Source organism: Hymenobacter sp. BT188 (assembly GCF_014333585.1).
In the GTDB taxonomy this organism is placed as follows: Bacteria; Bacteroidota; Bacteroidia; order Cytophagales; family Hymenobacteraceae; genus Hymenobacter.
Genome location: NZ_JACSCW010000017.1, coordinates 1 through 12,292, shown reverse-complemented (window position 1 = coordinate 12,292; position 12,292 = coordinate 1). Strand labels below are relative to the sequence as shown.

Genomic DNA, 12,292 nt, shown 5'->3' with positions numbered 1-12,292 from the left:
AGCAGGTCTTCGGCCAGGGCATCGTCGCCCAGCAAGCGCCGCAGCAGGCCGTACAAGGCGGGCCCGTAGCGGTCGTAAAAGACGACCATGGCGGTGGGATCGCGGGCGGAGAGGCGCTCGAGCAGCGCCGACTCTGGGGACGGCAACATGGGGGTGGGCAGGGGTGGAGCCTGTATACGGGCGACCTGCGCGGAAAGTCAACGCAGCCCTTGCAGGAGAGGTACCGTAACGCTGACAAGAAAAGGTGAATAGGCCGACCAAGGCGGCTGTGCGGTTGATAAAGGCCAGCGCATACGCGATCAAATACCTCTATCCAATAGTCTGAGTTATTGCCAAAGCAGATCAGGGGGCCCCTACGTAAAGGCTAGTTTATGTAGAATATTTCCACTTAGGTTGATTACTTATTTGTAATTCCTCCAAATAAGATTTTACCTTCACTCGCCCTATTACCCCTTCATTACTCCCCCTATGCTCCCCCCTGACCTCACCCGCGAGTTGAAAAGCCGCCTCAACATCCTGGCCGGTCAGCTCCAGGGCCTGGTCAAGCTGCTGGATGCGGAGCTACCCACACGGGAGCTGATCCAGCAGCAGTTCCAGTCCGTCACTAAAGGAATGGCCAGTGCCGAGCACCTGCTGCTGGACGAGGTGTTTCGCAAGGGCTTGGCTCTACACTTGGTCGCGGCCTGCCCCGGCGACTGCCCGGACGCGGGCATTACCCCGGAGCTGCTGTGGCCGGCCGGCATCGGACCCGAGGAGCCCGGCAGTTCGGCATGAGGGCCCCGGGCCTGGCTATCTCCCCCTTGACTGTTGCGCTGCGTGTCCAGATCCTTACAGAAAAACGTGCTCGTCTTCTGCCCCGGCAATGGTTGCCGTAGCCAACTGCTGCACGGCTACCTGCAGCACCTGCTCGGCGAAAGAGTGGCCGTGTACAGTGCGGGCGTGGAAACGCAGCGTCTGAACCCCCGCACCGTACGGGTGATGGCCGAAGACGGCGTGGACATTGCGCTCCACTCCAGTGACCGGGTGGACGAGTTCGCCCACGTATGCTTTGACCTCGTTATTACCGTCAGTGACCAAGCCCGCCAGCTGTGTTCGGGGTTTGCCCTGGCCGTGCGCTCGCTCCACCAGCACTTCCCCGACCCGGCCCAAGCCTCGGGCAGCGAGGAAGAGGTCTTAGGCGCCTTTCGCCGCGTGCGCGATCAAATCAAGGCCTACGCCGCCACGCTGGCCCAGGGCGAGCTGGCGGGAACGATACCAGTTCTTTCTTCCGTTGAACCCGCTACCGGGAGCGAATTACCCCTCCCCGTAGGGTAACAGCGGTGGTCTTGCCCTGTCCTTCGTCCGCCCCTTCAGCCTACTCACCTATGACGCCAAGCTTACCTCAGCCCGAGCCCGCCCCGGCGGCCCGCTCGGCTCCGCACATGACAAGTTCCACCCAGCGCTGCCTTCGGTGCATTATGGATACCACCGTGCCCGGTATTCAGTTTGATAGCCGCGGCGAGTGCAGCTTTTGCTCCCTCCACGACAAACTGGATCAGGCTTTCCCGCTGGGGGAAGCCGGCCGCCAGCAAGTGCAGAAGCTAGCCGACGATATCCAGCGCGTGGGCCGCGGCAAGAAATACGACTGTGTGCTGGGTGTTAGCGGGGGCCGCGACAGTAGCTACACCCTGTGGTATTGCGTCACGAAGCTGAAGCTGCGCCCGCTGGCGGTACACTTCAACGATGGTTTCGGCAATCCCGTGGCGGGCGAAAACATGATCAAAGCCTGCCGCAAGCTGGGCGTGGAACTGCGCACCATCACCTCCGACTGGCGCGAATCCAAGGACCTTAAAATTGCCTTTCTGAAAGCCTCCACCCCCGATATGGAGGAAGGCACCGACCTCGGCATTGCTACCGCTTTGTATGGGGTGGCTGCCAAGGAAGGTATTCAGCGTATCGTGATTGGCCAGAGCTTCCGCACCGAAGGCATCTGCCCGCTATCCTGGAATTATCTGGATGGCCGCTACCTGAAGGCTGTGCACAAGCAGTTTGGTACGGTGCCGCTGCGGCCCTGGTCGCCGGCTGATCCGGGTTTTAACCTGGATGTAAAGGAGATGTTCTACTATGCCTTCGTGCGCCGCATCAAGACGGTGACGCTGCTCTACCACGTAGACTACGTGCGCGCTGACGTGGATGAGTTGATAACCCGTGAGCTGGAGTGGGTAAATCCCGGTGCGCATTACTTCGATGACCTGTACCAGAGCGTTATTTACTACCTCAACCGCACCAAGTTCAATATCGACCGGCGCCTGTTCAACTACTCGGCCCTGATTCGCTCGGGCCAGATGACGCGTGAAAAAGCCCTGGAGCGCATCTCCCACATCAATTCCATCGAGGACCCGCGCGTGATTGACCTCTGCATCAAGCGCTTGGGCCTCACCCGCGTGGAGTTCGACCAGATGGTCGCCACGCCGCCCAAAACCTTCCGCGACTACCCCAACAACTATTCGCTCATCCGGCGGCTGCGCTGGCCCATTAAAGTGCTGAGTCAGCTCAATCTGATCCCGGAGTCGGCGTATGACAAATATTTCAACTGCGGAGCTTAAATCATCGCCCCAATCCTATTAGGCCCCCCGTAGTCCCATCCTGTCTTCCCAGCCCTTCCCTGTTTGCCACGCTCCCTGCCTACCCTCCCCCGCTTTCTTACTTCCGTGGCCCCGCTGCTGCTGGTGCTGGCCGCGGCAGCAGCGCCCTTGTTCTGGCGCCTGGATCTCTTGCCCGCCCAGCAGTGGGACGAGGCCCGCACCGGCCTCAATGCCCTCGAGCTGCTGCGCAGCCACAACTGGCTGGTGCTCACCCACCGGGGCAAGCCCGACCTGTGGAATGGTAAGCCACCCCTGGCCCCCTGGCTCCTGGCCCTCAGCTTTCAGGCCCTGGGCCCCACGGAGCTGGCCCTGCGCCTGCCCTCGGCCCTGGCCGCGCTGGCCACGGTGCTCCTCGTGTACCGGGCGGGCAGCCGCTGGCTGGGCTCCTGGCGGGCGGGCTTGCTGGCGGCCCTGATCCTGCTTTCCAGCCCGGGCTACGTGCGCCTGCACGTGGCCCGCAGCGGCGACTTCGATGCCTTGCTCACGCTCTGGACCACGCTGGGGGCCCTGAGCTGGCTGGCGTACCTGGTCACGGGCCGCCCCCGCCACGCCTGGGCCGCGGGCGGGGCCTTTGCCCTGGCGGTCCTGACCAAGGGCATCGCCGGCCTCCTCTTCGGCCCGGGCCTGCTGCTGGCCACGCTCCTCACCGGGCACGGACGCCGGCTCCGCAAAGGGGCCCCCTGGGCCGCCTTGGGCCTGGTGCTGGGCACGGGAGTGGCCTGGTACACCGTGCGCGAACTCGCCGCCCCGGGGTACCTGGCCGGCGTCTGGCAGTACGAGATCGGCGGGCCAGCCAGTGCGGCCCTGGAAGGCCACGACCGACCCTGGCGCTGGTACGCGAGTATGCTGGCCGAAACCAAGTTTGCCCCCTGGCTGGTGGCCGCCCTCTTGGGCGCCGGGCTGGGCTGGTGGCTGCCGCGGGGGCCGCGCCTGTGGGCACTCAGCCGGGGGCTGAGTGCCGTGGCCGGGCTGTTTCTGCTGGTCATCTCCCTGGTGAAAACCAAGCTCGAGTGGTACGACGCGCCCGTCTACCCGCTGCTCGCCCTGCTGGCGGCGGCGGGCCTGGTGGCGACGGCGCGCACGATGAGCGCCCACTACCACCGCTCGCTCCCCCCAGTGGCCCGTTTGGCAGCCGTGCTGCTCGTGGCCGCGCTGCCCTACGGGGTGCTGCTGCTGCAAACGCGCCGCCTGACCAACACCGCCTGGAACAACGCCTCCCTGCTCTACGGCCACCATTTACGGGCCCAGGCCCGGCAGCTGCCCCACCTACAATCGTACCTCCTCGGCGACGATGGCGTGTTTAATGACAGCCCCGAGTTTTACATGGCCGCCATGACACGCCAGTATGGGCACCGGATCACGCGCGTGAGTCTCTGGGCGGTGGGCTGGGTGAGCCCGCCCCGGGTGGTGGCTACGTGCGGGGCGCGGGCGCGGAAAACCTGGGAGCGGTACTACCACACCCGGGTGTTATTCCGCACTGACTCCTGTGAAACCTTTCGCCTGGAAGCCCGCCGCTGAGTGGTAGGAAGAGTTGCCTGACACGGCTCCCGTCACGCCTGTTCCCTACCAGGTGGAGAACGCTGGCCGGCTCCTCGCGCACCTGAGCATCACCACGCCCGGCCTAGTAGCGTACAAGTAGCTGGCTGTCCGACGGGGCGGGGGACCTATCCATTGGGTCAAAAACAGGGCGTTAGGCTTCGCGGCCCGTGCGGAGCGAGCGACCGAGCAGGGGGCCGTAAACCAGCGAGGGTAGGAAAAAGCTAGCGGCCCCGCGGCGGCTGGGGGCGGCACCGATCCCTTAAATCCACCTCCCGCTTCAACCCGTAGGTGAGGACGGCCTCAACGCCCAGTACCCTGCCGTAAATCATCTGCCTATGAGTCCTTAGCTTACCTTCAAAAAGGCCCGTACGTTTTGCTACCCTGCTCGTTTCATTCCGCGCTCGTGCGCAAAAAACAGGGGTTGGATTGACCCCGAGCGATAAGGTAACAGTTATGGGGGTAGCTGGGGGACAGCAACTTCTTCTAGGCGCTAGGCCACGCCCGGATCAGGATAGTAGCTACAGAACTAGACGACCCTAGCTATTCTGACCTACTCCTTCGCGAACCGGTACTAAACGAATGAAGAACGCCGTGATTTCTGGACTGGTTCTGTTGCAGGAATGAACGGGGTGGAAGCCACCGTGACGGGGTCTGCACGGCAGTGGCTTCCACCATCTTCAGGAAAGTAAAAATACCAAAAACTAGGGGAAGGCAGTAAATGCAACCCCCTCTTACAGTTGCTTGACGCTGGGACCAGCCAGCGTTTTTGACGGGCTGCCTTTGCGCCTGCCGGAAGGGCTTACTGCCCCCGGCCCCGCGCTAGATTTTATCCGGCGTCGGGGCCGGTGGCTGGGGCTACTCTTCCTTCCCCTATCTGATAGCTGACTTGTTGCACCCTATTATTCCTGCCTCTTGCGCTGCCCGGCACGTTATACCCGTTGTAGCCCCTGCCTTCTCCCCGTTTCGCTTGTCTCTTTCGCCATTAGCCATGAATAGAAAAGATTTTTTGCTGCTTGCCGGTGGCAGCCTGCTCGCCACTGCGTGCGAGAAGAGTGAGGTGGCGCCGGCAGCCCCCGCCCCCGGTGGGACAGGCGCTACGCCCGTAGTCACCTACCTGAGCGCTGACTTAACCCAAGAACTGCTGACCGTGGGCAGCATCAAACAGGATGCCACCAAGGCCGTGTGGGTGCAGCGCATCGCCGCGGGCAACACGGCGAGCGCGTTTAAGCACTTCTCGCTTATCTGCACCCACGCAGGGTGTTCGGTGGCGCATCAAGCGGCCAGTGGGGAATTTCATTGCCCCTGCCACGGCAGCAAGTTCACCGCAACCGGAGCCGTCCTCCAGGGCCCCGCGAGTCGGCCCCTGGAGCAGTATGTGCTCTCCCTGCAAGGCACCACGTTACTCATCAAAAGCGCGTAGGGCCCACTAGTAACTCGTAGCGGACCGGGAGCTTGGTACCGACAAGGGAGTGTCCGCGCGCGCCTGATTTCCTACGCGGGTAGGGAGGGTGCCGCTTCTTTGTGTTTTTTCTCCGGGGGCGCAAAACATTGCTGACAGCGAGGAGTTTACCCGGCAGCCACTTCTTGGTTGCTTCTTACTTTTTCCACCTTTTATCCACCCGCAATATGCTCAAAAAACTCACTTCTGTGTTCCTGCTGGCCACCGGCCTGGTTTCGTTCTCCGCCTGTGACCAAGCCGATTTGGAGGAAATCATCAAGATCGCGCAGCCCGCCCCCAGCACGAAAGTACAGCTGACGGCCGTGATCAACAGCCAGCAGGAAGTCCCTACTAATTCTTCGGTGGCTACCGGCACCTTGACGGGGGTGTATGACACCAACACCAACGAGCTCACCTACACCGTCACCTTCGCGGGCCTGACACCGGTAGCGGGGCATCTGCACCGGGGCGCGCCCGGGGTGAACGGCCCCGTGGTTTTCCCCTTGCCCTCCCTAACTTCCCCCGTCACGGGCACGGCGAAGTTCCTGGAGGAGGATGAGGCCTTATTGCTGGCCAACGGCTTTTATGTGAACCTGCATAGCGCCCGCTTCCCTGGGGGGGAGATTCGAGGCAATATCAGGCGCAAGTAACGCACCGGTCTCTCAGCTGAAGCCCCCTGCGTCCGACGCAGGGGGCTTTTTGGTGGGCCTCCCACCCGCCCGCCCTCTGGGTTCAGGAGGGGGTGATGGCACAGACAACAAACATGCGCAGCGCTTTGGCTCGAGGGTGGTGTACCCAGTACGGCTACTCTCGAGCAAGCCGTGCGCGAATAGGTCGGCCGCCGCAGGGCGCACCCCGCCAGGAGGGTAGCAAGCCAGCGTCCTGTCAGGACGGCCGCGCGGCCAAAGCGCGTAGAAAATGACAGGAGTACGGAAAGAAGAGGTGGGAGGGGAAGCAGCGCGAAAGAAAGGGGGTGCGCGGGCGTTTTCTTAGGGGGCGCGTGCTCGGCGGCGAGCGCTTCTTCCCCAGCGGGAGCAGTGGTCTCAAGGGCAAATGAGGTCGTATAAATGCCATTGTGTAAAGCGTTTTTTTCGAGAACAAGCAGCAAAGCTCCGACGTCCTGTTTGGTCTAGAATAAGCTGGTATCGTTGTTGCCGAAGAAAATTGTATCCTTCCTCAAACGATAGCACTTTTTTATGACCAATTTCTTCTCCCGCACCGCTTCTACTATGCTCCTAGCCATGGGCCTGTTACTGGCCAGCTGCTCCCAGAAGCCAGATGCCTGCTTCACGATTGAAAAAGGCCAACCCAGTTCTAAACTCTCCGACGAGGTACAAGTCAATGCCGCGTGCACCACCGATGCCGACCAGTACGTGTGGGAGTTTGGGGATGGCTTCAGCACGACCGGGGCCACGGCCAAGCACAAGTACAGCGCCGTGGGCCAGTTTACCATCAAGCTGACGGCCAAAAACGAGAGCCAAGAATCGACCACCAGCAAGCAGGTAACCATCGTGCAGTAAAGTTGTGGGAGAGTAAAGGAGAAGGCCCGCCTAATCAGGCGGGCCTTTTGTTGAGTTAACGGGCCGACGAAGGCGGCCCTAGAAGGGAAAGAAGTAGAAAAGGTTGCTTTTCTAAAGTGCCTCCTAGTTAGACAAAAGGCAGAAAAAGCGTCTCTGCCAGACTGTCGGGTTTCTCGGATTCGCCCCTCAACATAACACACGTGGCTGTTGCAAAACGCTTCGCCGGGAATATAGCAGTCCACTATTAACGTCTAGTAAATTATAAGAAAGCTTGAGGGGCGCCCTTAGTTGGCGGCGGGTGGGGCTCGGACAACGAGTTTCAGTAGACTACCAGACTTTTGCAACAGCCACAGGAGTTCTCGGACTGGTCTTGAAATAGCCGTATTTTATACTCGCCTTTGATAGAGAAGCGATATGGTGATTTTCCGCTGGACCAGTCCGCCCCCGGCTATATCCTGGCCGTGCTTTACAAGCGGCGAGGGTGAGAGTATCGGTTGCGGTCGCCCCGCAGCGCGAGACGACTGTTAGCACGATGCCCTGTCGAGACCCAAGCGCGGGCTAACTAAGGGGCGGGGCGCTCGAGGGCGCGCTGCACGGCGTCGCGTACGTGGTCCCCCCCGGGGGGGGACGCCGTCGGATAGGCCAGCAGGAAGCGGTCGGCTACGTAGCTGATGGCCCGGGAGGGACCCAGCGCAAGCCAGGCGTAGCGGCTGACGCTGACCTGCACCAAGGGCGCCAGGGCGTGGTCGGGCTGCCAGGCAAATACGAGCGGGTCTGCCCCCAGGTCCACGACTGTGATGACCACCTTCTCAGACGCAGACGAAGCATTTTCCATTTAGTCAGAGCAACCGGGTGGGAGCGGCGGCAGCAGAAGGTACGAAATGCAGGAGCCCTTTGGCCTTGCACCCCCGCCGCTAATTACCATGTACTACGTCCCTGGTAATTAGCGGCGGGGGTCGGGCTGGGCTGGGTTTCCGGTTGGGGTCCAGTTACCAGCACCAGACGCAGCCGGCTCTACCCGCGAACCGCTCTGGCAAGGCGATGGATGGGTCCGCGGCCGCGGCCGAAAAGAAAGGGCCAATAGATAACAACTAGTCCCTTTTTATTGAATTAATAATAAATAGTTGCTACTTTTTTATACTATCCCTTGCATTATGCCAAAATATATGTAAATATGCATATCCTTTAACCTTCTAATCCTTTCACCCCACTCTCTTTATGACGACTGTTACCTTCTCTAAATTCCTGGGCGCCCTGCTCGTGCCCGCCCTCTTGCTCACCAGCTGCTCGGAAGAGAAAACCATTGTTACTCCTGCCTCGCTGAACGCCTCCTCCTCGGCCGCGCTCACCGGCAACGGCGGCCCTAGTGGCGCGCATTACACCCTCAACCTGATTGGGGTGCCCAAGGGCAAGACCGCTCCGATGGACGGCAACAGCGGCCACCGCATCTTCGTCAACCTGACGGGCAAGACCACCATTAATCTGCAGAACGCGGACCTCACGGATGGCACTTTCCAGGTGCTGGACGCCAACGGCACCGATGCCAACGGCGCCCGCTTCCAGCTGCCCAGCCCCGATGCCGATGGCGATGGGGTGACCTCCTACTCCGTGTATGCCCGGGCCCTGGGCAAACCGGGCGGGAGCGTGAAAGTAACGACCTGCGCCACGGATGTGGCCACGGGCGAGGATGTATGCAGCCTGGAGTCCTTCCTCACGATGCGCGAGAAGGGCGGCTCCAAGTTTCAGAACGTGTCGAGTGAGCTGCTCAGCATTGTGGCCGACCTGGATCCCACGGATGACGTGCCCGCCCAGCGCTACCCCTTGTTCAGCGATGAACTGGAAGGATATTACTGGGACTATGACAACACGGGCCTGAAGGTGCTGCAGCTGCGCTTCTACGAGGTGCCCACCCGCTACAACGCCCTCTAGGAGGTGCGGGCATGACGCCCCAACGAGAAAGTCCCTGTCGGTGCCGACAGGGACTTTTTTCGTCCTAAGGGGGCGGTAGCCAGAACCTTGGGCGGGGCCCGTGCGTAAAAAGCAAGTCGATAACCTCCTACGACAGTTATGTGTCAACAGGCCCCCTTCTACCATAGAGGGGGCCTGTTCCGTTTTCGCCCCAGGGGCGGGGCAGGCACTTCGGCCGGGTGCCGGGTGATGAAGAGGGTTGCCTGGTTCGTTTGCTAGGCAAGCGAGCCTCAGGTCCAGGCAGAGAATCTGTTACACGCAACAGGGATTGCATAGGATATTTTATAGAGTGGCGGGTGGAAAACTGCCGCTAAATGCGTAGGTTGGCCCTGTCATGTACGCTCCAGATCACGCGCTTGTCCGCCATTTGCCCGCCCCGCTCCGCTACTACACCGTGGCGTATCACCCCGACCCGCCCTTGCTTAAGGGCCGCGACCGGCGGCCCCTGAGCGCGGAGGAAATCACGGAAACCTGTGAAGTGTTGCTGGCTACCGCCGCGCACTATCGGTGCCGCTACTGGCTACTCGACGGGCGCGCGCATCAACAGGCACAGCCGCAGGAGCTGCACGCGTGGATGCAGGAGGAGTACTTTCCCCGGGTGCGAGCCGCGCTGGGTGGGCAGCCCTGCATCGCCTTTCTGGTGCCTTTCTTTGTCTGGGAGGGGTTATCTGCGCAGGGCTACGCCCAGCCCCTGGATTCGCTGGCCCACGGCGTGCGCATGGGCTGGTTTACCCAGGAGGAGGAGGCCCTAGCCTGGCTGGCCCGCCAGCGGGAACGGCAGGGCAACCAGACCAGGTACCAAAAGCCCTGAAAAGGGCTCAGGTGGCCGTATCCTACCGCCCGATGGAGCGAACATCAGGCTTCTGGACTCCTACTTCCGTCTGTGGTAGCCCAGCAAGGGGGCCGCGTTAGCTACTAAACGTTTCGCGCTGGAGCGTGGCCTGCAGCACCCGGGTGGAGGGCAAGGGCAACTGGTCCTGACCCGCCAGCTCTTGCAGAGTAACCTGCCCATCGATGTAGCGCTGCAACTCCTGCACAATAGCCACGCAGGGCTCCGTGCCGCCCAGACGGGCCACGGCGATGCCCCACTCGGCATGCATCTGCCGCTTAAGCCGGGCGGCGCGCTCCGCGGGGGGCAAGTCTGGGGAAATCGGGGTGAAATACGGGCAGGCCATCTCGTCTAAGTAAACCAACAGGGTCTGCGTTTACGACAGGCGGAAGCCCAGGGTTAGCATAAAGGGTATTCTCTGCCAAACGCCCGCCCCCAGCGACCGTTTAGGGCTGCCGACGCTTCGCGGGGGGCCGGGGCTGCAAACACATCGTCAGCGGGGCACTGGTGGTGACCACCACGTCCCGGTCCTGGTAGCCGCCGTAGCCGTAGCGCAGCGTTTTCTGGCCCGCCGCGGGCACGGGCAACGTGAAGCGGCCCTGCGCGTCGGTGCTGACAACCACTGCGCTGCCCGGCAAAAAGACGGTGGCCCCGGCTAAGGGCTGGCCTTGTTCGTTGCGAATCCGGCCCGTGAGCAGCAGGGTAGCCGCCGTCTCGTGGAGGTGAGCAGCAGCCGTCTCCGGCAGGGCCCGGGGGGGAGCAACGCTCGCCTCCTTGGTCTTCGTGGTGCGCGGGGACCCGTCACTGGCCTGGGCCGAGACCGGCATCAGACAAATGCTCATTGTTAGCGTGAACAAAGCCGGCAGCAGCGGTAGGTGGCGGAACATCATCGGAGCAATAGGGTGGTGGGGCGGGCAGGCAACAGCCAGGCGGAGAACAGTTCCTTCTAGCTTTCTTGTGGTAAATATATAGATATACTACCATAAAAAGCAAATGTTTTATAAATATTCACACATATTAGATAACCGTAACTAGATGGCTGGCAACCGCAATTCCCTGCTTTCGAGGCACCGGCCAGGGTCCGGCCCAACGGTACCTACGGCGCCCGCAGGGCCTACTCGGGCGCGGCTACTTACCCTTGCGCGGCGCGGGCAAGTCCAAGTCCCTTATCTCAACCTAGTGGTCATTTCGGTCGCGGTAAGCCGTTGGCCTGTCCTTTTTGGCGGGCGTATAGGTTTGCGCGCGGCTCCCCAGGGGGCCAGCATTGGGGTGATCAGCTAGGATTTGCGGTAGGCTTTCGCCGCTGCCTTCTTTTGTTGTTTGCGCTGGCGCTCGTCGTGGGGTAAGCGATTCAGGTGAATGGCCAACGGCGCCACGCCCTGGGTGGCTCCTCCTGTTGTTTAAAGCCCGCGTAGGGCACGCGCAGCCCGGGCACCGGCAGGGCCGTGCGCAGCAAAAAGGCCCCCGCGGCATGGGTGATACTGGCCGGCGGGGCTTCCCCGAGCACGCTCACCGTGGCGTCCGCCAGGGGCCGTCCGGCCGCATCCATTAGCGTTCCCGTCAGCACCAGCGCTTCGGCGGCGGGGGCTGGCTTCCCTCCTTAAGCGAGGCCAGATGCGGGCAGCTACAGCGACAGCCCGACGGCCAGCACCAGGGAGCAGAAAAGCATCCTGCCGCGCCTAGGACGGGCAGGATGGCCCCCCCGTGACGCCGGCTCGACCGCTAACGCTCCCCGCCCGGGGGCGGTGCGGCCGTGGAGCACCCAGGTTCGCTGGTGCCAGTTGCCCCGCCCTGCCCCGCGGGGGCGCAAGAGCCGCTGCTCGGCCTGCGCGCGGTGGTAGACGCTCGCCACGGGGGGGGAGACCGTGGCTTGGCGCACCATCCAGGCAATGGAGACGAGCAGCGAGCCGAGAACGAGCACGTAGGGGAGATACGCCGGCATGGGGGTGGATAGGAACAACAACGGGAGAGCACCCACTATAGGCAAAAAGCTTACCTAAAAAAGGCATCCTCCCCTGATCCTGCCGGCCACCGCAGCCCTCTAAGCACCCGGGCCAGCCGCCTGGCGCAAGGCCCGCAAGGCCGCCCGGGAGCGGGTGCCCACGGTTCCCAGGGGCACTTGCAGGGCCCCGGCGACTTCGGCGTGGGTGTAGCCCTCGAAGTAGAGCAGCTCCAACACCTGGCGCTGGACGGGCGGCAGTTGGGCGACCAGTTCCCGCAGGCCCACGTGCTCGGGCGCAAAGCCCGGGGTCGCCGGCGGGGCGGCCAGGCACCCTGCCAGGGGCCGGGTCTGGCGGGCCTGGTGGGCGCGGCGGCTGCGCAGCTCGTCCAGGGCCAGGTTGCGACACAGCCGCAGGGCCCAGGTAAACACGCT

At 62.4% G+C, this 12,292-nt stretch carries 13 protein-coding genes and 1 pseudogene; 10 read left to right on the top strand and 4 right to left on the bottom strand.

All coding sequences use genetic code 11. The features are described 5' to 3' along the window. Nucleotides 1-468: 468 nt before the first annotated feature. The 8 genes and pseudogenes from H8B13_RS20790 to H8B13_RS20760 all read left to right on the top strand — a co-directional run bounded on the left by H8B13_RS20790 (nt 469) and on the right by H8B13_RS20760 (nt 7,121). Complete coding sequence (locus H8B13_RS20790; protein WP_187312705.1) at nt 469-774, top strand: hypothetical protein; 306 nt, start codon at nt 469-471, stop codon at nt 772-774. A 42-nt stretch (nt 775-816) separates the two neighbouring features. Beyond that, a complete protein-coding gene (locus H8B13_RS20785) occupies nt 817-1,314 on the top strand; it encodes an arsenate reductase ArsC (RefSeq protein ID WP_187312704.1) in 498 nt (165 codons plus the stop codon). Between the two features lie 50 nt (nt 1,315-1,364). After that, nucleotides 1,365-2,585, top strand: a complete 1,221-nt coding sequence (locus H8B13_RS20780; protein WP_187312703.1) for an N-acetyl sugar amidotransferase — start codon at nt 1,365-1,367, stop codon at nt 2,583-2,585. Nucleotides 2,586-2,690: 105 nt separating this feature from the next. Further along, nucleotides 2,691-3,269 (top strand): annotated as a pseudogene (locus H8B13_RS21725) (ArnT family glycosyltransferase); the annotation flags it as partial. A gap of 498 nt (nt 3,270-3,767) precedes the next feature. After that, nucleotides 3,768-4,142 carry a hypothetical protein gene (locus tag H8B13_RS21450; protein ID WP_261990506.1) on the top strand — a complete coding sequence of 125 codons (375 nt, stop codon included), beginning with the start codon at nt 3,768-3,770 and terminating at the stop codon, nt 4,140-4,142. A 1,009-nt stretch (nt 4,143-5,151) separates the two neighbouring features. Further along, entirely contained in the window at nt 5,152-5,583 is a 432-nt protein-coding gene (locus tag H8B13_RS20770) for a ubiquinol-cytochrome c reductase iron-sulfur subunit (RefSeq protein ID WP_187312701.1), read from the top strand. 206 nt (nt 5,584-5,789) lie between these two features. Beyond that, the gene (locus H8B13_RS20765) at nt 5,790-6,251 is read left to right on the top strand and encodes a CHRD domain-containing protein (RefSeq protein ID WP_187312700.1); all 462 of its coding nucleotides are present in this window, start codon (nt 5,790-5,792) and stop codon (nt 6,249-6,251) included. A 546-nt stretch (nt 6,252-6,797) separates the two neighbouring features. Continuing rightward, nucleotides 6,798-7,121: a PKD domain-containing protein gene (locus tag H8B13_RS20760; RefSeq protein WP_187312699.1), complete on the top strand. Its 324-nt coding sequence runs from the start codon at nt 6,798-6,800 to the stop codon at nt 7,119-7,121. A gap of 562 nt (nt 7,122-7,683) precedes the next feature. On the opposite strand, the gene H8B13_RS20755 is transcribed toward H8B13_RS20760, so the two are convergent. Then, nucleotides 7,684-7,956 carry a hypothetical protein gene (locus H8B13_RS20755; RefSeq protein ID WP_187312698.1) on the bottom strand — a complete coding sequence of 91 codons (273 nt, stop codon included), beginning with the start codon at nt 7,954-7,956 and terminating at the stop codon, nt 7,684-7,686. Between the two features lie 383 nt (nt 7,957-8,339). On the opposite strand from H8B13_RS20755, the gene H8B13_RS20750 reads away from it, so the two are divergent. Beyond that, nucleotides 8,340-9,050 carry a hypothetical protein gene (locus tag H8B13_RS20750; protein WP_187312697.1) on the top strand — a complete coding sequence of 237 codons (711 nt, stop codon included), beginning with the start codon at nt 8,340-8,342 and terminating at the stop codon, nt 9,048-9,050. 373 nt (nt 9,051-9,423) lie between these two features. Beyond that, complete coding sequence (locus tag H8B13_RS20745; protein WP_187312696.1) at nt 9,424-9,900, top strand: hypothetical protein; 477 nt, start codon at nt 9,424-9,426, stop codon at nt 9,898-9,900. 97 nt (nt 9,901-9,997) lie between these two features. Here the strand turns inward: H8B13_RS20745 and H8B13_RS20740 are convergent, their stop codons facing one another. From H8B13_RS20740 to H8B13_RS20730, 3 genes are all read right to left on the bottom strand, one after another. Beyond that, nucleotides 9,998-10,282, bottom strand: a complete 285-nt coding sequence (locus tag H8B13_RS20740) for a hypothetical protein (protein WP_187312695.1) — start codon at nt 10,280-10,282, stop codon at nt 9,998-10,000. Between the two features lie 82 nt (nt 10,283-10,364). Continuing rightward, the gene (locus tag H8B13_RS20735; protein WP_187312694.1) at nt 10,365-10,808 is read right to left on the bottom strand and encodes a carboxypeptidase-like regulatory domain-containing protein; all 444 of its coding nucleotides are present in this window, start codon (nt 10,806-10,808) and stop codon (nt 10,365-10,367) included. Nucleotides 10,809-11,959: 1,151 nt separating this feature from the next. Next, the coding region (locus H8B13_RS20730; RefSeq protein ID WP_315985182.1) for an RNA polymerase sigma factor at nt 11,960-12,292 on the bottom strand (333 nt) is incomplete at its 5' end.